The 18,190-nt window shown below is 35.5% G+C and carries 17 protein-coding genes and 2 pseudogenes; 16 read left to right on the top strand and 3 right to left on the bottom strand.

Annotated elements, in window-relative coordinates:
* Positions 1 to 15: 15 nt before the first annotated feature.
* Positions 16 to 192 carry a type I TA system toxin YonT gene (gene yonT, locus G4P54_RS09375; RefSeq protein WP_032721653.1) on the bottom strand — a complete coding sequence of 59 codons (177 nt, stop codon included), beginning with the start codon at positions 190 to 192 and terminating at the stop codon, positions 16 to 18.
* Between the two features lie 1,024 nt (positions 193 to 1,216).
* On the opposite strand from yonT, the gene G4P54_RS09370 reads away from it, so the two are divergent.
* The 10 genes and pseudogenes from G4P54_RS09370 to G4P54_RS09330 all read left to right on the top strand — a co-directional run bounded on the left by G4P54_RS09370 (position 1,217) and on the right by G4P54_RS09330 (position 10,039).
* Positions 1,217 to 1,411: a hypothetical protein gene (locus G4P54_RS09370; protein ID WP_167872461.1), complete on the top strand. Its 195-nt coding sequence runs from the start codon at positions 1,217 to 1,219 to the stop codon at positions 1,409 to 1,411.
* Positions 1,412 to 1,450: 39 nt separating this feature from the next.
* A pseudogene (gene yonO / locus G4P54_RS09365) lies at positions 1,451 to 3,325 on the top strand (DNA-directed RNA polymerase YonO); the annotation flags it as partial.
* A gap of 184 nt (positions 3,326 to 3,509) precedes the next feature.
* Positions 3,510 to 4,412: a GIY-YIG nuclease family protein gene (locus tag G4P54_RS09360; RefSeq protein ID WP_167872459.1), complete on the top strand. Its 903-nt coding sequence runs from the start codon at positions 3,510 to 3,512 to the stop codon at positions 4,410 to 4,412.
* A gap of 221 nt (positions 4,413 to 4,633) precedes the next feature.
* Complete coding sequence (locus G4P54_RS09355) at positions 4,634 to 5,257, top strand: hypothetical protein (protein WP_167872458.1); 624 nt, start codon at positions 4,634 to 4,636, stop codon at positions 5,255 to 5,257.
* A gap of 256 nt (positions 5,258 to 5,513) precedes the next feature.
* Complete coding sequence (locus G4P54_RS09350) at positions 5,514 to 5,789, top strand: HU family DNA-binding protein (RefSeq protein ID WP_167872457.1); 276 nt, start codon at positions 5,514 to 5,516, stop codon at positions 5,787 to 5,789.
* Positions 5,790 to 6,400: 611 nt separating this feature from the next.
* Positions 6,401 to 6,511, top strand: a pseudogene (locus tag G4P54_RS21275) (hypothetical protein); the annotation flags it as partial.
* Between the two features lie 777 nt (positions 6,512 to 7,288).
* Positions 7,289 to 7,669 (top strand): UPF0715 family protein, encoded by a 381-nt coding sequence (locus G4P54_RS09345; RefSeq protein WP_167872456.1) that lies wholly within the window; start codon positions 7,289 to 7,291, stop codon positions 7,667 to 7,669.
* A 504-nt stretch (positions 7,670 to 8,173) separates the two neighbouring features.
* Positions 8,174 to 8,359 carry a YonK family protein gene (locus tag G4P54_RS09340; protein ID WP_240939757.1) on the top strand — a complete coding sequence of 62 codons (186 nt, stop codon included), beginning with the start codon at positions 8,174 to 8,176 and terminating at the stop codon, positions 8,357 to 8,359.
* Positions 8,360 to 8,370: 11 nt separating this feature from the next.
* The gene (locus tag G4P54_RS09335; protein ID WP_167872454.1) at positions 8,371 to 9,570 is read left to right on the top strand and encodes a metallophosphoesterase family protein; all 1,200 of its coding nucleotides are present in this window, start codon (positions 8,371 to 8,373) and stop codon (positions 9,568 to 9,570) included.
* Positions 9,571 to 9,583: 13 nt separating this feature from the next.
* Entirely contained in the window at positions 9,584 to 10,039 is a 456-nt protein-coding gene (locus G4P54_RS09330; protein ID WP_041336998.1) for a hypothetical protein, read from the top strand.
* Positions 10,040 to 10,100: 61 nt separating this feature from the next.
* Here the strand turns inward: G4P54_RS09330 and G4P54_RS09325 are convergent, their stop codons facing one another.
* Positions 10,101 to 10,475 carry a hypothetical protein gene (locus G4P54_RS09325; protein ID WP_167872453.1) on the bottom strand — a complete coding sequence of 125 codons (375 nt, stop codon included), beginning with the start codon at positions 10,473 to 10,475 and terminating at the stop codon, positions 10,101 to 10,103.
* A 24-nt stretch (positions 10,476 to 10,499) separates the two neighbouring features.
* A complete protein-coding gene (locus tag G4P54_RS09320) occupies positions 10,500 to 10,697 on the bottom strand; it encodes a helix-turn-helix transcriptional regulator (protein ID WP_167872452.1) in 198 nt (65 codons plus the stop codon).
* 178 nt (positions 10,698 to 10,875) lie between these two features.
* Between G4P54_RS09320 and G4P54_RS09315 the strand changes: the two genes are divergently transcribed.
* From G4P54_RS09315 to G4P54_RS09290, 6 genes are read left to right on the top strand one after another with little or no spacing between them, the layout of a single operon-like run.
* Positions 10,876 to 11,796, top strand: coding sequence for a hypothetical protein (locus G4P54_RS09315; protein ID WP_167872451.1), 921 nt, complete (start codon positions 10,876 to 10,878; stop codon positions 11,794 to 11,796).
* Positions 11,783 to 13,552, top strand: coding sequence for a terminase large subunit domain-containing protein (locus G4P54_RS09310; RefSeq protein WP_167872450.1), 1,770 nt, complete (start codon positions 11,783 to 11,785; stop codon positions 13,550 to 13,552). The genes G4P54_RS09315 and G4P54_RS09310 overlap by 14 nt, the downstream gene beginning before the upstream one ends.
* Positions 13,553 to 13,569: 17 nt before the next feature.
* The gene (locus G4P54_RS09305; RefSeq protein WP_167872449.1) at positions 13,570 to 15,090 is read left to right on the top strand and encodes a hypothetical protein; all 1,521 of its coding nucleotides are present in this window, start codon (positions 13,570 to 13,572) and stop codon (positions 15,088 to 15,090) included.
* Between the two features lie 30 nt (positions 15,091 to 15,120).
* Complete coding sequence (locus G4P54_RS09300) at positions 15,121 to 16,557, top strand: DUF8531 domain-containing protein (RefSeq protein WP_167872448.1); 1,437 nt, start codon at positions 15,121 to 15,123, stop codon at positions 16,555 to 16,557.
* Between the two features lie 24 nt (positions 16,558 to 16,581).
* A complete protein-coding gene (locus G4P54_RS09295; RefSeq protein WP_010328108.1) occupies positions 16,582 to 17,118 on the top strand; it encodes a hypothetical protein in 537 nt (178 codons plus the stop codon).
* Positions 17,119 to 17,156: 38 nt separating this feature from the next.
* A complete protein-coding gene (locus tag G4P54_RS09290; RefSeq protein ID WP_014472029.1) occupies positions 17,157 to 18,173 on the top strand; it encodes a hypothetical protein in 1,017 nt (338 codons plus the stop codon).
* Positions 18,174 to 18,190 lie beyond the last annotated feature (17 nt).

The raw sequence follows: 18,190 nt of genomic DNA, 5'->3' as shown, positions 1-18,190 counted from the left end.
CCTTTAGCTTAGCTCTCATCGGCGTATACGTTGGCGTTGTCTCTTTGGTCGGAGCCGCTTGCGTATACGCTTTTTCTTTTTGCTTGTCCCATTCTTTAGGTTTCTTACCTTCTCAACTATTGTTAGACTGTTGATTGTAAGAACCGTTAAAGATATGAGGAAAGCAACTACGATACCCACTTTCTCAAGCACTATGTACACCTCCTTTCCTATGACTCTATTATAACATAATTCATGATTTTTATATACATATTTTTTATATTTGTGGTAAGTTATTTGTGTGTTGATGGATGGTGTTGAGATACATTGTGTTCTGTTTGAGTGAACAAGAATGTAAATGGATTGGGAATTGATTAAGGATGCTTAGAGAGGTGTTATATTCAATTTGAGAGCGTGTGAGTGTGACTAGGGTGAATGACTGGATGAATAGTGTTGTGTATATATGATGTGAAGGCTGATGAGGTTTGTAAGTGTGATGGGTGGTTAGTGTAGGATATGATTGGATAAAAGGATAAGTATAGTGGTGAGGATAAAATAAATATGTCTTCGATTCCCTCGGATTCGTTATAAATACGATTATTTTTAATGAATGGTTATTCATTTTCAAATTACTAATCAATTTAATTTTTTTCAATTTATTCTTGTATTTGGCCTGGAATTATGTTAGTGCTGTTGTAGGCCTACCAAAGTCATCAAATGCACGTATAATGTTCCTTATACACGTATTACAATACCAATATACGGGGGTATATTTACATCTAATGGTAAAATTAAGGGAACAGATGTACCCATAGCACTTCCATTTCCACACCCTATCCAAATTTTCATTTTCCTAATTCCACCTCAAAATCACACTTTTTCACATCGTAATCGCTATCGTAAAAGCCTTAAATATCAACGTTTTCCCCTCTTCAAATTTACTCGATTTCTTCAATATTTAGATAAAGCAACCACTTTCCCCTACTCTCACTTATGTTTTACGATCGTTTGTCCCCTAATCACCATTCGATACAGCAAATACCCTTACGTTTACTGGCTTTTTGAACTCTATAATAATTTTTACGATAAGCATGTTTTTAGATTACGATAATCCCCCCTTCTCTATATGCCTCACAATTCATCTCAATAACTTGGAGCTGTTAACATACTAGCGAAAAAACAATAGACAAATACAAATAATATGTATATAATCATCTCATAGTGAGGAGGTGAGATAATGCAAAAGGATTCAAAGAAAGTAACGTACATGTTTAGTAATTTAATTGGATTTTTAGAGACTACTATTATTGAAGAAACTGCTTCACAAGAAGAAAACACTCTTTATGAGGACTATAAACTTTTTGGAACAATCGATAAACAGAGCTATACATACAAAAATCTTGTAAATAAGTATCTAAAAAGCGACTATTAAATCAAAAAATATGCATAATAGTAATAAGGGGAGAATTTATTGAAAGGAAAAAAAGACGGTCTTAATAAGCAAGTACATATTTACAGTATTGATACTTCTGCTTTTTATAATGATCAAGAAAACAAATTACATAACAAGATTTTAAAATCATATAGGTACAGAGATCATCTCAAAAAACTTGAACATGTTGATAAAAAACATAAGAAGTACATAACGCAAAGGATTATTTCCTTAAAAGAAAAGCTTTATAACGCCTTTAACGATCATATTCAAATAAGAACACTTAGAACAGATTCTCTGAAAGATAATAATGTGATTTCATTATTTGATTCAGTCTTAACTCGAACGCTGGGAATCAAAGAAAACTCTCTCTCTGAAGAGATCATGGTTGTCCAAACTTATCACTTTCAAATTTTAAGGGACATTATTGATAAAGGATTCATACATAACAATGAGAAATACGTTTATTTCACTAGCAGTGCCGGTCAAATACGAACCAAAAAGTCTTGTTTTATCAAGCAAAGCACCTTAGATAAGTATCAAAATGCTTTAACTTGTGGTCTTAGTGTGGAGAATATCAATGCTCAAGGTGGAAGCAGCATAAACAAATGGAATAGCTACATGGCCTTATCGAATAGCGCCAGCAGTCCATGGGAAATTGATATTGATAAAGCAATTGTCGTCAATGACTTAGAAACAAATGTTTCCAGCCTAGTTGATTATATTGACCGTGATACATATGAAATCACTCGTAAGATTATGGATATTCCTATAGAACATACAGATGGTTGTGGAATGATGCTCCCTAGTTTGAGTCAGAAAAGCTTTATGGTCAGATTACCTTGGGTTAAGGGTCTACTTGTTCCATTTGACTTTAGACAGTTTGCTGAAAAACACAGTTCATTTATAGTTAAGGACGTCTACGGTAAAGAATGGGACATTATTAAAGATGATATCCAAATAATTTTTACGAAAAGCCAGTTTAAGATGTGGAAGTACTATGATTCTTGGGATGATTATCGCTCTAAATTTAAAAAGTATGGATGTTTAGGAGCTAAATTAAATGAAGAAGATCCATCTGTTGAGGGAAAACTGACTTACCAGATGCTACAAACACTCACTGATATCACAGATGAGGAATTAAAACAAATCAGCTCAAAGACTGTTAGTGAGATTACTCAATTAGGCACTGATAAAGAAACAATGATGAAAGTTTTGGGGGCTACCGAGAAAAATAAACATAAGACAAGCCTTCAAGAAGCTCTACTAATATATCCTGAGCTGCTAAATGATGATCACACCAAAGAAATCATTAAGAATAAGAAGAAGAGTATGATTAAGGATGCCAAATCAGGAAAATTACTTGTCAGTGATGCTAGGTATACATATTTATGTCCTGATCTATATGCTTTTTGTGAAAGACTTTTTCTTGGAATTGAGAATCCAAAAGGACTTCTCACCGGCAGCAATGTTTATTGTTCTTTATATGATAAAGGGCATATTGATATCCTCCGCTCCCCTCACCTATACAGAGAACATGGAGTTAGATGGAACAAGAAAGACGAGGAATATGAAAAGTGGTTCATTACCCCAGGTGTTTATACCAGCATTCATGATCCTATATCCAAGCTGCTGCAGTTTGACAATGACGGGGATAAGGCCTTAATTATTTCTGATGAGCTAATCGTCAATATTGCCAAGCGTAATATGGAGAACATGGTTCCTTTGTATTATGAAATGTCTGTAGCCCAGAAACAAGAGATTAATAGCAGAAACATCTATGAAGCACTAACTCTTGCTTATGGAATCAATATCGGGGAGTACAGTAACAACATCACTAAGATATGGAACAGTGACAATATAAACCTGGACGTGATCAAATGGTTATGCATGGAGAATAACTTTACTATCGATTAAATTTATAGTCGCGTCGCATAGTGATATGCGGATGAAAAGTCAGTGAACCTAGAAATCTAGGGTGTGCATTCAGCGAAAAGTAGCGATAGGAAATGATCGTCAATGAGTGTGCTAACAGGGGAATTCTAATTAATACATTTTACATTTTGAACAATGATATTTAAAACAAGGGGGTGACAAAGTGAAGTTTATAAATGAGGATGAGCATAAATATATGAGTGGGATATATAAGATTGAGCAGATAAGCACCGGCTTAATATATGTGGGGAAAACTAAGATGAAATTTATTAAGCGTTACTGGCATCACACTTGGAAGCTGAAAAACAATTCGCACTGTAATCGACATTTGCAGAATACTTGGAATAAATATGGAGAAAACGATTTCCAGTTTCATGTTTTGCAAACAGTTGATCCAAAATCAGATATGAATGAATTAGAAACTCACTACATAAATGAACTAGGTGCCTATTTAAATGGCTTTAACATGACCACCGGCGGAGAGGGCAAGAGTAATTGTAAGATGTCTGACTCCACCAAAAAGATTATTGGGGAAAAGAATAGGATTCATAACATCGGAAGAAAGCTTAGTGATGAGACAAAAGCCAAAATGAGCAAAGCGAGAATTGGCAGAAAGCTCTCTCCGCAGCATAAGGAAAAGCTTTTACAATCTAGAATGAATAAAAGACATTCGCCAGAATCTAGATTAAAGATGCGTCAGTCTCATTTAGGGTCAAAAAATAAATCCTCAAAAATAAATGAAACGAAAGCACACGAGATAAAAGTTCGATTGATTAATGGGGAAAAGATGTCTGAAGTATCAAAATCAATGCATGTTTCCTACCCCATCGTTAAATCAATATTAGAGTGTAAAGTATGGAATCATATTCATGTTACTGGGTGGGACGATTTTATTCTTAAATACAAAAGCAAGAAGAAAAGCACTCTTACTCCAGAAGAAGTATTTTGTATAAGAGAACTTCTTAAAAAAAGGTTATCAGCACCCCATGTTGCAAAAATGTGTAACATAAAACCCAATGTTGTTTATGGAATTAAACAAGGAAGAACCTATCAAAATGTGAAATGAATGTAAAATGTATTGTATGAAAACCCTGTGCCAAGCGTTTACATCATGCTGCGAAGCATTTGTAAATGAAGGTGCAACGACCATCCTTTATGGAGTAATAATAAGGTGAAATTCCTTATTATGAAGCGCTGACCATCTGTCTAGCACAGATGATGATATGGTCTATTCCCTAATAAAATATCGGGAAACCGAGGGTATCAAAGTTCGCAAAAACCTTATTCATGCCCACCCGCCCTGATCACGTTGATGAGAAAATCAAAGATTACATAAAAAATAAAGTGCCCCACTTCTTCATCAATGCAAAGGATAAAGAAGAACATAGCGTTGAGTTAATTAATGAAAGCACAGTAAATAAGTTAGACTCAATTATTCCTAATGACCGAATTAATTTCGCAGCTGTTGCAGGAAAGTTCGATTATCGTTTCCTGCTTAAGAACAAGGAGATTAAAGTGGACGATGCAATTATTAGTGAATACAAACGATTAGACCAGAACAAGAAATGGCTGATGAATGATGAAGACATTAAGCCTGGACAAAAACTTTATGTTTATAAGGTCATTAAAGACAGGTTATTGAAGATTCATCAAGACGAGCAATATGTTACTGATGTTTTAGTTAAGCACCTATACAAGAAAAAGAGTAAGTTTAAGGCAACTTTGTGGGAGTGTTTCGGTGAAAACATTCTTAAAAACCTAGAAGTCAATTTAAAATCAACCAAAATTTGTTTATCATGCAATAAACTTTATAAAACCAAATCAAATAAAAAGAAGTTATGTGACAAATGCTCTAAGGAAAAACTCAGAACCTCTTGGAGGAATAGCAAAAGAAAACAAAGAATGTCCTAGAATAGAAAGTGCCCTGAGCCTTACTCCCCCAAGGGGTACAGCGATTTTACCGAAAAAAGTTCAACAAAAAAAGTGCCTTAAACCCTTGATGAGACTGGTCTGGAAGCCCCTTTTGAGATAATCGCCATAAGGGAGAAAGAAAGCTAATTTCCACATATAAGGGTGAGTAAGTCTCCCGTTTTTCAAAAAATCACAAACGTTACCGTAATTATACTTTAACACAAAAATAAACAAAATCACTAGGAGGAATTAATACATGAACAAAACAGAATTTGTTGGAGCAGTTGCAGAAAAATTAGGAGTTACTAAGAAAGAAGCTACGCCAAAAGTAGAAGCAGTATTTAATGTCATCGTTGAAACACTAGCAAAAGGTGAATCAATTAAGATTCTTGGAGTCGGTACATTTGAAGTTCGCGAACGTGCAGCACGTAAAGGGAGAAATCCGCAATCAGGCGAGGAAATTGATATTCCAGCAACAAAAGCACCTGCCTTCAAGGCTGCAAAAGCTCTCAAAGATGCAGTGAAAGCTTAACAATCGATAGTGAGGGATTAGCACCCCTCCCCTCTCTCCACCTAATAAATGCGGTGGCGGAATAGGTAGACGCACAATCTAGGCTTGGATCAATCGATTCATGAGTCAATACTGGTCAGTTAAATGGTGCAGACGTTCCTAGACCATACTGTCATGGGAGGTGCAAATCCTCCCCCGCATTCACTCCAGGTGTTAAGAGAGATTATTTGATTGCCAACATGGGGGTGTTGTCAATTAACAAGTTGATTACTGATATTTGGGATATCAGTTCTCGACTAATGTTCATTTATGAAGATACAGACTAATTTGAATGAACATTAGTGGAGATTCCTCTCCTGTGTGTGGACTAGCCTTTCTTGATTAAACAATATCTACTCCCCTATTTTCTGTATCATTCTGACACAAACTGCGGTTGGTCATTGCAGTTAGTCGGATAATAGCCATTTATGAGGGTGCGAGGTTAACTCGGATGTCTGTATCTAAAGGAGACAGGTAAATGACTATTATCGGGCTATACATGTCGGTAAGACCTATGCTACTCAAGCTGTTTTGTAGGGTGAATCCCATCACAGTCTTACTATGGGTGACATGTAGCCTGAATATTAATTGCGGTGTACTGCTTCGGCTTACACTTAGGTAAGGCAGATGCGTCTTCCTTCCCTTTAAATAATACCCTTGTCAGCTTTGAAGCTTATTATGCTGCCATCAAAATTTTTCCGGGTTAGCGAGTCTTCTATACTCGTAAAATAAGTGGAATGGTGTTTGGGCGATTGATCACCGCTCCTATTTCACAGAAAAGGATTATTTTCGGTCTTGTCTTTTCAATTTCACTAGAAAACACATTCATTATTTTATTCGCTATTTCTCCTTCAAGTTTCTGAATGGAGACTTACCTTTCCCATGCACATACCTCCTTACACGGGTCAGAGAAAACTGTGCAAAATAAGAGACTGGCGATCTACACGCATTGTATGTAGATAAGGTGTGTGACCTAACAAGAAAAGACAGGAATGTCTCTGAAAAGGGTTATATGGGTCTTACCTTTTCGATTACTTTTGATTGAAACGAAGGATAAAATTTGTTTTATTGGCAATTTATTTAAGAATCTCTTAGAATATATAAGATGTATGTCTAAAAGGAGAAGATAAGATAATAAATGTCAAAATTGCTTTATTCGAAGCTTTACTTTTAAGCAATGCATTCTCAAAATGTATTCAGATACTTTTACAAGAAAGAGATAGTGCAGTATATGTTGAACATGATAAGGATGAAAAATATACCAAACCAACAAAAACTGTATACCAAATCACTATAAAATGTGACATGACCGTCTTTTACCTTTGTACCAACATCGGATGAACTCTTTGCTTGTGAGATGTTTGTTGTTGTGAATAAACAAAGCAGAATTATGAAGAATGATAGTATATATATCTTTTTCATGCAGAAACCTCCATTTAGATTAATTGATTAGATTAAGCGAAAAGGAGTTTGTAATTGGGATGCGTATTTTGAGTGGAATTTTTAGTTATGTATGTATGCTTGTCCTTTCCGTAATATCAGCAACATTTGTCTATATGATTTTTTTTACTCCTCCGGACTTTGGGTTTGGTTATTTTCAGATGACTAGCCTTTTTATGCTTATTGCTTATGTTATTTTTGCTACACCTGTACAGCTTTTTTTACACCGAAAACCTCGAAAGTTTAATATCCGTTACTTATTGATTTATTTCTTCTTTGCTTTTATTGTTTGTTCGGTTTTAGCTTTACTTACTGATTATAGTCTTATTGTTTTTGTTAGATATGAATTGTACGTTTTTAGTTTTCTTTTAGCTTTAGTTTATTGGCTTTGGGATTCTGTTTTTCTTCAAAGAAAAAAATGAAGTAGGATTTATTCCATCTTCTTTTTTACCCTTCTACTTTACTCCTTAAATTTACTCTATTCTCTGTTGCTCCAATAATTTAACTCATGTGCCAAGCTGTACAAGGAGTTCCTGAAGGCATCTTTTGTTATTTTTGCTTGATTAAAGTTATTAGTCCAGACGCTGAACACGTAATACGCTCTCTACGATCCGAAGGCTTACGTTCCTACGGGACATGCTGATGTAGATAAGTGGGGTTAGATTGCAATTAGAACAAGATCCTCTAATGATTTAGAGGGTCTTGTTGTGCTTGCGTTTTATCTTACCGATCAGCCGGAATGTGCTTACGAGCCTTCCGGTACGCAAGTTATCAATAATCTCCTTCGGGCGTTTCTCCAACGCCTATCCGACTTATCTTTTCATCTCCTTTATATCCCCTTTTCGGACGTTACCGATGCTTCGGATCATCGGGCTTCCGAAGGAGTTTATTGTACGTAAATAAAACACATATTGGAGGAATTTAATTTGGCTAAGAAAGTTCATACAGTAAATTTAAAAGGTAATTATAGTTACATTGATGGAATTATTGAAGAAGAAACAAAAACAGACATCGAGCGTTATGATCTGAATTCAATTTTAAAATCATTTGATGGTCGGAAAGTGAAAATTTCTATTACCGAAGAAGACGAACTTCCACAAATCAATGAGTAGGCGGTGACTGAATGACAGCTATTTTAAATACTGTTTTACAACGAGAAAAAGACGAATCTTTTACTGATTATCATATTAGACTTTTCAAAAACAAAGACGCATATCACATTGACACAAAAACAATTGCCACTCTTTTAAATAAAGATCAAGGTACAAATTATGATGAGAGTAAATGGCGCAAAGATTTTAAGCAATATGAACGTTGGAATGATTACATAATGTCCAAGAATTTGGATGAAGAAATTCTTAAAAAATACGAAGAAGTGCGACTACAATCTGAAAAAGAAAAGATTAGAACTCGTGACCAAAAAAGAGAATATAGAAAAAGTATAGCGAATCAAGCTCGCTTTGAAAAAATCAAGGATGATGTAGTCCAAGCTATTGTTAATTTAGAATCAAAAAGACCTCTACGGTTCACTTTCCCCCTCCCTGCTGCAGCTGAAAAGCATGGGCTGGCTTTATTCAGTGACTGGCACTTCGGAATGGAAATCGATAACCGCATCAATAAGTTCAATAAAGAAATATTCGATGAACGAGTTGAGCATCTCACAAACAAAGTAATTGAGTATGGAAAGAAGAATCATGTCTCCACATTACATGTTGCGAATCTTGGCGATTTAATTGGAGGTCTTATACATGTTTCAACAAGAGTTCAGGCTAATGAAGATGCTGTAGAGCAAATTAAATATGTGTCAGAAACGCTTGCTGAGGTGTTAGCTATGTTGGCTAACGAGTTTCAAGAAATTAAGTTTTACAATGTAGCTGGTAATCACGGGCGTCTCTCCCCTTCTAAGAATGATGTGGGAATAAAAGAAAACTTTGAATACCTCATTAATTGGTATCTCGAAGCTAGATTAAGAGATATTAAAAACGTTTCCATTGAACCGGAACAAGATGGTTTTATCCCCGCTAAAATCAACAATCAAGAAGTCGTATTTGTCCACGGTCACTATGATCGTGTTGATCAATGCGTAACCCGCCTACCTCAATTACTTGGTTATATCCCTTCTTACATATTTGGTGGTCATATTCATCACAACTATGAAAAAGAATATGGTAGCACAACAGTTGTTGTAAACGGAGCGCTTGTTGGCGCTGATGATTATGCGATGCAGGGTCGCTTTGGTACGAAACCGTCTCAAAAGTTTATGGTCTTTGATGATGACGGTGTTGAGGCTACATACATTATTCGTTTTAAAAATAAAAACTAAAGGAGGAACCTGCTTGGATTTAGCAATGCATGAAGTGTATAACCTTCACTTATATGATAGAAAAACTGAGGAATCTTTAGTTGATTTAACAACACTTCAAGATGTTGAAATTTTTTATAGTGATGAACATGAAACGTATTTGATTTTTGCAAAGAATGCTCTACTGAATTTTGAGGTACTTAAATTTTTAGGTGATTATAAAGCCCCTACCTCCTTTGAATCAAAGTTGGGAAAGAAACAATATATTTCTGTTTTAACTGAGACACCTAAGCATGAATTCAAACTGTTGGCTGAAACTGTCGGTTCTCGTCCTGAGTCATCAGAGGCCCATAGAGTTACCTTAGAATTTAACAATGTAGAAATTATTTCCAGGGCTGAATTAAAAGGTGTTAACGGAGAAGTATCGGGTTTAGACTTGATTTTTAAAGTGAACCCAGTTGATAAAGAATTTTTTAAAATTCACTATTGATAAAACTTTAATTTTATCCAGATAAAATTAAAAAGAGGGTGAAATTATCCCCTCTTTTTGATTAATATTTCTTTACTAATATGACCCATGAGGAAAAAAGTGTAAGGAGAGTAAGTGCTATTAAAGTGCTAACTATTTCAAACACTGACAATGTTATAACATTCAAGTAAGTACCGTACAATATGACAACCAGATAGGTAAGCAGAGCAGTGAATGAAATTTTCATTCCTTTTTGCTTTATGAAATTTGCTCTTTCATCTTTGTGTTTGAACTGAGGATAGATATACCCTCTTGCAAAGCATATAAATGCTGCAGTTCCATACATTAATATTTCTAAATACGATAAAGAGTCCGTCGCTATTCTAAAAAAAGCGATTACGCCTAATAGCATCAAAAACAAAACTCCAAGCAAATAAAAGTTCCTTTGAGAAGTCATGATTATCCCCCTATATAAAAATGATCAGTCCTCTTCCAGCAGAAAAATTTGCTCTACAATGGTATTGAATATCTTTGCAATGTGTAATGCCAAGGGTAACGAAGGGTTGTATTTACCTTTCTCAATTGAAATAATCGTTTGTCTGCTTACATTTAGTAATTCCGCAAGTTTATCTTGGGAATATCCATATTTTTTTCTATATTCCATTACCCGATTTTTCAAAAGCATTCCCCCTTATAATTTAATTGTAACGTAAAGCAACCTTAACGTAAAGTGTACTTTACATTATAAACAAGCACCTTTTTAGAACGCCCAGGATGATTGCGGTACTCCCCTTCTGCTCTATTACTGAGCGTTTTATAAAACGTGTTTACATCAACGAACTTTATGGAGGTGAAATATGGCTATAGAAAAAATCAAATGCTCATGCTGCGGCAAGGAACAAAATGCCAATCAATATTATATATCCGAATCTCCTTTCAACTCTGCAACCGGCAAGCTGTCAGTATGTAAAAGCTGTCTCCAAAATGAATTCCAAAAAGACAAAGATAACTTAAAGAATGTGCAAAACATCTTGAGAATGATTGACCGTCCATTTGTTTACGACTTGTGGGTTTCTGCTGTTAATGAATCAGAATCCAAGAAAAAATCGGCTGGAAATGTGTTGGGTACATATATGAAAAATATCGGAATGAAAGATTACAAGTCAAAAACTTGGGCAGACAGTGAATTTGACTTTGAAGAAGAACAAGAATACACAACACAACTGTTACTAGCTAAAACTACAGAAGATATATCTAAGAAAGACATAGATCAATTAATGCAATTCTGGGGTCGTGGTCTTGATGTTGAAGATTACATTTGGCTTCAGAATGAGTACATTGACTTCACAAATAGGTATGAATGTGATTCTAAAGGAATGGAACTTCTTATAAATGAAATATGTTTGACTCGGCTAGATATCCGTAAACGACGTGAAAATGGTGAAAAAGTCGATCAGCAGCAAAAAACTCTTCAAGATTTACTTGGATCAAGTAATTTAAAACCAGTTCAAGAAACTGGAGCAAGTGGAGTTGAACAAGAGTCATTTGGCACTCTGATCAAAAAATATGAGAATGAGAGACCTATTCCTGAGCCAGAGCCTAGGTGGAAAGATCCTGATAAAATCGGGAAATACATTAAGGTGTTTTTCCTTGGGCATCTGTCCCGAATGCTTGGTTTGAAAAATCATTATTCAGAGGAATATTGGGAAGAGATGAATAAGCATACTGTAGAAGAACCTATTGCAGAAGAAGAGGATCGAGAAAATGACCTCACATAAAAATTTTACAACAGATCGTAACAAGCACAGTCAAGGAATCAATATTTTTAAAAAGGGAAACAACTTTAAAAAGAAATCAAAATCCGAACGATTAATGGATGGTATCGGCGCATGGACTTCTTTCTATAGAGCAAACCCACACCGTTTTGTAAAAGAATACTTGGGTATTACACTTAAATTGTTTCAATGTATTTTAATTTACATGATGGTACATAACCATTATTTTATGTACCTGGCCAGTCGTGGGCAGGGTAAAACTTGGTTAACCTCTGTATACTGCTGTGTGCAAGCCATACTCTTCCCAGGTACTAAAATAGTTATCGCATCGGGTACAAAGGGACAAGCTCGTGAAGTCATAGAGAAAATTGATGACTTACGCAAAGAATCGCCTAATTTAAGGCGAGAAATTGAAGATTTAAAAACCTCAACGAATGATGCTAAAGTGGAGTTTCATAATGGCAGCTGGATTAAAATCGTAGCCTCAAATGATGGTGCCCGCTCCAAACGTGCAAACCTCCTTATTGTAGATGAATTCAGAATGGTTGATTTTGAAATCATAAGTAAAGTACTTCGAAAATTCCTTACAGCTCCCCGTTCTCCTAAATATCTCGAAAAAGAAGAATACGCTCATCTAAAAGAACGAAACAAAGAAATTTACTTGTCTTCTTGCTGGTACAAGGTTCATTGGTCATTTAACAGATTCATAACTTACTACAATGCCATGATGAAAGGATCAAAATATTTTGTGTGCGGTCTCCCTTATCAGATCGCAATTAAAGAAGGTCTTTTGGATAAAGATCAGGTTAGAGATGAAATGGCCGAAGAAGACTTTGACCCTATCGGTTGGTCTATGGAAATGGAAGCTCTCTGGTTTGGTGAATCTGAAAAAGCCTATTTTAAATTTGAAGACATTGAAAAGAACCGCAAACTTGCTTCTCCCCTCTTCCCTCCTGATTATTACAGTCTAATCAAGGATTCCAACTTCAAATATGAGGGCAAGAAACCAGGAGAAATTAGACTGGTAAGCAATGATATCGCTGGGATGGCCGGTAAGGATAATGATGCCAGTGTTTACACTGTATTCAGACTGATTCCAAACTCCAATGGATATGATCGTCATATTGTATACATGGAGAGCATCGTAGGCGGTCACACAGGAACTCAAGCAACAAGAATTCGACAAATATACGAAGATTATGATTGCGATTATATTGTATTGGATACTCAGAGTATCGGACTAGGTGTGTATGATGCATTATGCCAGCCTTTATATGATAAAGAACGTGCAAAAGAATACGAGCCATTTTCATGTATTAACGATGAAAGAATGGCTGAGCGTTGTACTTACCAAAATGCCGAAAAAGTAATTTATAGCATTAAAGGCAATGCACAATTGAACAGCGAAATTGCTGTATTACTCAAAGATGGATTCAAACGAGGGAAAATCAAAATTCCTATCAACGAAAATGAAGGAAAAGAATATCTGAAAAGATTTAAAGGCTATGAAGGGCTATCTCCTGAAGTTAAAGGAAAATTCCTTTCAAGCTATGCTCAGATTACCCTTCTGATAAATGAAATGATCAACTTAGAAGCTGAATATAGCGATAACGGACAAGTTAAACTTAAAGAGCCAAAGAGCAAACGAAAAGACAGATATAGCTCAGTGGCTTATGGCAACTACATTGCCACTGTATTAGAAAGGCAGTTAAACAAACAAACTGAGTATGACGTTGAAGACGAACTAGTTTATTTTTAAAAGAAATGAGGTGAAACATGGTAACCTTAAATAAAGTTGACATTGAGTCTGAAGAGTATAAACAAATGCTGAATGACTATTCAACTTATACTTCTACATTTGCTTCCGGCTTTATCTCAAATATGTTTTCCAATGGGATTGTTACGGAAATTGAGGCCGAACAATTAAAGAATTATTTTTCTAACCCCGATCAATTTCAAGAGGAAATTGAAGATCTTGCTGAGTATTTTTATATCTCGACTGCAGAGATTCACCAATTGTTCGAATTGATTGAAGCCCTTCCTACCCTCAACTATAAAATTGACTCCTTTAATAAAGTTAAGTCTTCAGATAAGCACATTTCTCTTCTGAATAAATCCTTACATAAGGTCAAACATAAAAGACTTACTAGGGATCTGTTAAAACAAGTAGCTACAGCTGGCACTCTTGTTGGTATATGGCTTGGGGATGCTAAGAGTCCTTATCCGTTTATCTTTGATGAGATTAAATATGTGTTCCCCTCTTTTAGGAGAAATGGGGACTGGGTATGTGTAGTTGACATGGAGATGTTCACTAAATATGAAGATGATCGCAGAAATGAATTGTTAAAAAGCCTCTCCCCTTATATTAAACAGAGCGATTATGAAAACTTCATTAAAGATCGAGAGAAATATCGATATAAGGAACTGCCACAAGAAAGAACTTTTCCACTACGCACAGGAACTCTAAAAAGAAATCAAGGATTGGGAACATCTTGGGTTACCCCAGGCCTATATGATGTTCTTCATAAAAAGAAGCTTAAGGATGTTGAAAGATCCATCGCAAATAAAATCATTAACGCTGTTGCAGTTCTAACGATTGGAACGGATAAAGGTAATGGCGAATATACAAACATGAAGCTACCTAAAGCAGTTAAACAAAAAATTCATGGTGGAGTAAAAGCAGCTTTAGAAAAGAACCAAAAGGATGGAGTAACTGTAGTATCAATCCCTGACTTTGCTGATATCAACTTTCCTGATGTTAAAGCAGATGGATTAGATGGAGCAAAATTTGACCATATCAATAGTGACATTCAATCAGCTTACGGCTTATCCGGCTCCCTTTTAAATGGTAATGGAGGTAACTACGCAACTTCTTCGTTAAACTTGGATACATTTTATAAGCGTATTGGAGTTTTAATGGAGGATATTGAGCAAGAGGTTTATCAAAAGTTATTCAACCTTGTTTTACCTGTTGCCCAAAAAGACAACTACTATATGAATTACGATAAGGACAAGCCACTCACTCTCAAAGAAAAAATGGATATCTTAATTAAATTAAATGATAAGGGATGGTCTATTAAGCACGTAGTTGATAATTTGGCAGGAGTGTCTTGGGAAAGTTACCTTGAACAAACTCTACATGAAACTGAAGAGCTGAAACTCCAAGAAAAAATTAAACCTTATCAAACTTCATATACCTTCACTGGGAATGAAGCAGGCCGCCCAAATGAAGGAAATAAAAACAACGACAACACAGTGAAGTCAGCTACATCCAACGGTAATGACAATCCTATTTAAAACTTCACTTTTGAAGGGAGGTGAAATTATTTGACAAAGAAGCAAAAGAAAAAACTATGCCAACTTCAATTGAATGAGATTAAAACATCAGATGACCCAACAAAGTTGTCATGTAGCTTTGTCATTTTTGATTTCGATGTCTCTCACAATAACGCAGTAATTTCTAAGGATGTTGCTCTTGAAGCTGCTTCAACAATTATTAATAAACCGATTGTTGCAAAATATTACGAGGTTGATGAATTAAATACTTCTACAGATGCTTTGGGAACTCATGAAGCTTATCTAGACACAGACAAGCACGGAGAACTTGAAGTAAAAAGAGATACTGCCCCAATTGGTGTCTTTACATCCGAGGGATACATAACTGAAATTGAAACCCCAGAAGGTAAAAAAGAAGTATTGGCAGCAGATGCAATACTTTGGAGCTCCCGATTTAAAGATGCATGTGAACTTTTACTTGAATGGTATGGTCGGGGTATTAACATTAATACAAGTTGTGAGATCCTTTATTCAAATTACACTATGCAAGATGGCATTGAACACCTACAGTCCCCTATCTATTTCGAAGGTCATGCAATTTTAAATTCAGAGAAACGTGGAGAGCATGACATTGTCCTCCCCGCTTATGATTCTTCCAAACTTCTTAGCTTTAATGAAATTCAACAATTTGAAAGATTAGTTGCTCAAGCAGCTACAAGACAAAATAATGAGGAAGGTGAAAAAATGAATAAGTTTAGAAAAGTGTTTGAATTGTCTCATTCTGACGTACGAACACTTCTTTATAACCAATTAGATCCAACCCTTGACAAGGAATCAGCATCTTATATTGCAGATGTATATGATACTTATTTCATCGTAAACGTGTATAGCTGGTCAGATGACAATAGCTATGACAAATACTTTAAGTTCAATTACACAAGAGCAGGCGATACTGTTTCAATTGATTTTGACAGTAAAACTGAGGTATTCATGACACGTAACTGGGAGGAAGTTGTTCCTGAACCTATTCAAACACAACTTAACCAAAAAGATGAACAGATTAAAGATTTAACGAAACAAGTAAATCAAATCAATAAGAATAAGGCAGATATTGAACTGCAATTCAACACTGCCAGTGAAAAGCTTGTGCAATTAAATTCTGAAGTGGAACAATTGAAGCCTTATAAAGAAAAACACGAGAAAACTTTATTAGAGCAAAAACTAAATGAGAAAAATGAATTCTATAAAGCAAAATTTGAAGCTTTAAATGCTGAGGATAAATTCAGTACAGAAGAAGTACAAAACCTTATCCATGCTTCCATTAAACAAGGGGGAGAAGGAGAAAAAGCTGTATTACAACTTAACACAATGTTAGTTGATTTAGTTAGTGTTCCTACTGAAACAAATACAACCATTAGAGAATTTTCAAGTAAACGGGAAAATTTAATCCCTAACGATGACTCTTTTGAATCACGCTTTTCACAATAAATTTTAAACTTGGAGGAATAAAATATGGCTACAAGATTACAAAAAGCCCTTACTGAAGTAGGCAATCATACTACTGGAAACTTGAATTCTTTAAAAATCAAAACAGTTGCTCACGGTGCAAAAGTGACTGGTTCAGACATTGATAACTTTATGCTTGTTGAACTTGGTTTTGATGCTGAGGGGAACCGTACAGCTTCGAAACTATCAGATAAAACAAAAAAAGCATATTTAATTGCATCCCCTGAAGCACGCTACCTTGGTGAATCAATGAGAGATTTTTATAACGGTGTAGGAGAACATGCTCGAATTGTTATCCTTGAGCCAGCTTATACCCGTTTTGATGTTTCTGCATTTTCATTTAATACAGGAGTGACTGAGGTTAAACAAGGTCAAGTAGCTCACTTTGATATCGCTACTCAAAAGTATATTCTTAGTGATCCTGCTTCACCTCATGAGGATTATGCTGATTCTTCTGCTAAGTTCCTCGTTGTAAACAATGAAGATGACCTTGTTTACACAATGGGACAAAAGCTTGTTCGCCTTGAAGTAATCGAGGCCTAATACATAACAAATAAATTTCAATAAAAGGAGTATTTTAAATGAAATTAGATACTGTGAAAATCAAAGGCTTGTTTAGCCGTGTATTAAATAATAAAATGGACGGTACAGATCAAGCTGATATCCAAACTTACATTAAGAAAGTGTTTGGCGACGGCGGTACTACACCTGACCCTTCCATGCTTCATCAATTTAATAACCTTGTCGTTGAACAAGCTGATGAAATTGCAAAACCCAAAGTAACTCAGCTGCTCTCCCTTTTGGCCAATGTCCAACAAGAAAAACGAGGTAATATTAAACAAATTAAAATTCCGAAAAAGAATAAAGCAAAAGTCATTTGGTCTGCTACAGGTTCTGGCGTTGACTTAGTTCGTGTTGAAGGTCAAGAAACTGTTCCAGCCGTTCCAAAAACTATGTCAACAGGTTTCTACTATGAGCCTCTAGACCTCGTAACAGATTCAATTACTTACTTTAATAAATTGGTGAATGATATTGCAGATGCTAAAGTCCGTTTATACCTCGATAAAATTCATCAATTAACTGCAAGTGCAATTACAGCAGGTAAAATCCCTGCAAAGAATGTTCAAACAGGCTCAAACCTTACTCTTCAACAATACAACAAAGTAGCATCTGTGCTTCAACGTTATGGCGGGAAACCTATCTTCGTAGCTGACACCCTTCTCATCGACTACTTCGCAATCCAACAAGGAACAGACTCAACGTATAAGAACTTCTTAACAGAAGAAATTAAAGGAGAACTCCTTACTGCATTGAACCCTGCTACAATCGGTAGAACAACTGCTGTCAACCTCACTAACCCATTTACTGACGATACAAATAGCAAAGTCGAACTCCCTGTCAATAAAGGATATATGTTTGCCGGCGGCGTTTCTCAAAAACCATTTTCTGTTGTTGAGTATGGCGGATTGCGTCAATTGACAGAGCAAGATATTGAAGATGAAAGAATTAAAATGAAAATTGTCCAAGATGCTTCTGTTAACCTTCTTTTTGGAGAAGCAATCGGAATTATTGAAGAACAAGCTGCAGTGTCTATCTAAATCAAAATATGAGGATT

Source organism: Bacillus tequilensis, assembly GCF_012225885.1.
In the GTDB taxonomy this organism is placed as follows: domain Bacteria; phylum Bacillota; class Bacilli; order Bacillales; family Bacillaceae; genus Bacillus; species Bacillus tequilensis.
The sequence above is the reverse complement of the archived record's forward strand: the minus strand, read 5'-3'. Positions and strand labels throughout refer to the sequence as shown.

Bases quoted from the DNA above. Each gene is read 5' to 3' on its own strand.
- G4P54_RS09290 (WP_014472029.1), top strand. From the start codon at position 17,157: ATGAAATTAGATACTGTGAAAATCAAAGGCTTGTTTAGCCGTGTATTA.
- G4P54_RS09345 (WP_167872456.1), top strand. From the start codon at position 7,289: ATGCGTATTTTGAGTGGAATTTTTAGTTATGTATGTATGCTTGTCCTT.
- G4P54_RS09310 (WP_167872450.1), top strand. From the start codon at position 11,783: ATGACCTCACATAAAAATTTTACAACAGATCGTAACAAGCACAGTCAA.
- G4P54_RS09305 (WP_167872449.1), top strand. From the start codon at position 13,570: ATGGTAACCTTAAATAAAGTTGACATTGAGTCTGAAGAGTATAAACAA.
- G4P54_RS09350 (WP_167872457.1), top strand. From the start codon at position 5,514: ATGAACAAAACAGAATTTGTTGGAGCAGTTGCAGAAAAATTAGGAGTT.
- G4P54_RS09355 (WP_167872458.1), top strand. From the start codon at position 4,634: ATGCCCACCCGCCCTGATCACGTTGATGAGAAAATCAAAGATTACATA.
- G4P54_RS09315 (WP_167872451.1), top strand. From the start codon at position 10,876: ATGGCTATAGAAAAAATCAAATGCTCATGCTGCGGCAAGGAACAAAAT.
- G4P54_RS09325 (WP_167872453.1), bottom strand. From the start codon at position 10,475: ATGACTTCTCAAAGGAACTTTTATTTGCTTGGAGTTTTGTTTTTGATG.
- G4P54_RS09370 (WP_167872461.1), top strand. From the start codon at position 1,217: ATGCAAAAGGATTCAAAGAAAGTAACGTACATGTTTAGTAATTTAATT.
- G4P54_RS09335 (WP_167872454.1), top strand. From the start codon at position 8,371: ATGACAGCTATTTTAAATACTGTTTTACAACGAGAAAAAGACGAATCT.
- G4P54_RS09295 (WP_010328108.1), top strand. From the start codon at position 16,582: ATGGCTACAAGATTACAAAAAGCCCTTACTGAAGTAGGCAATCATACT.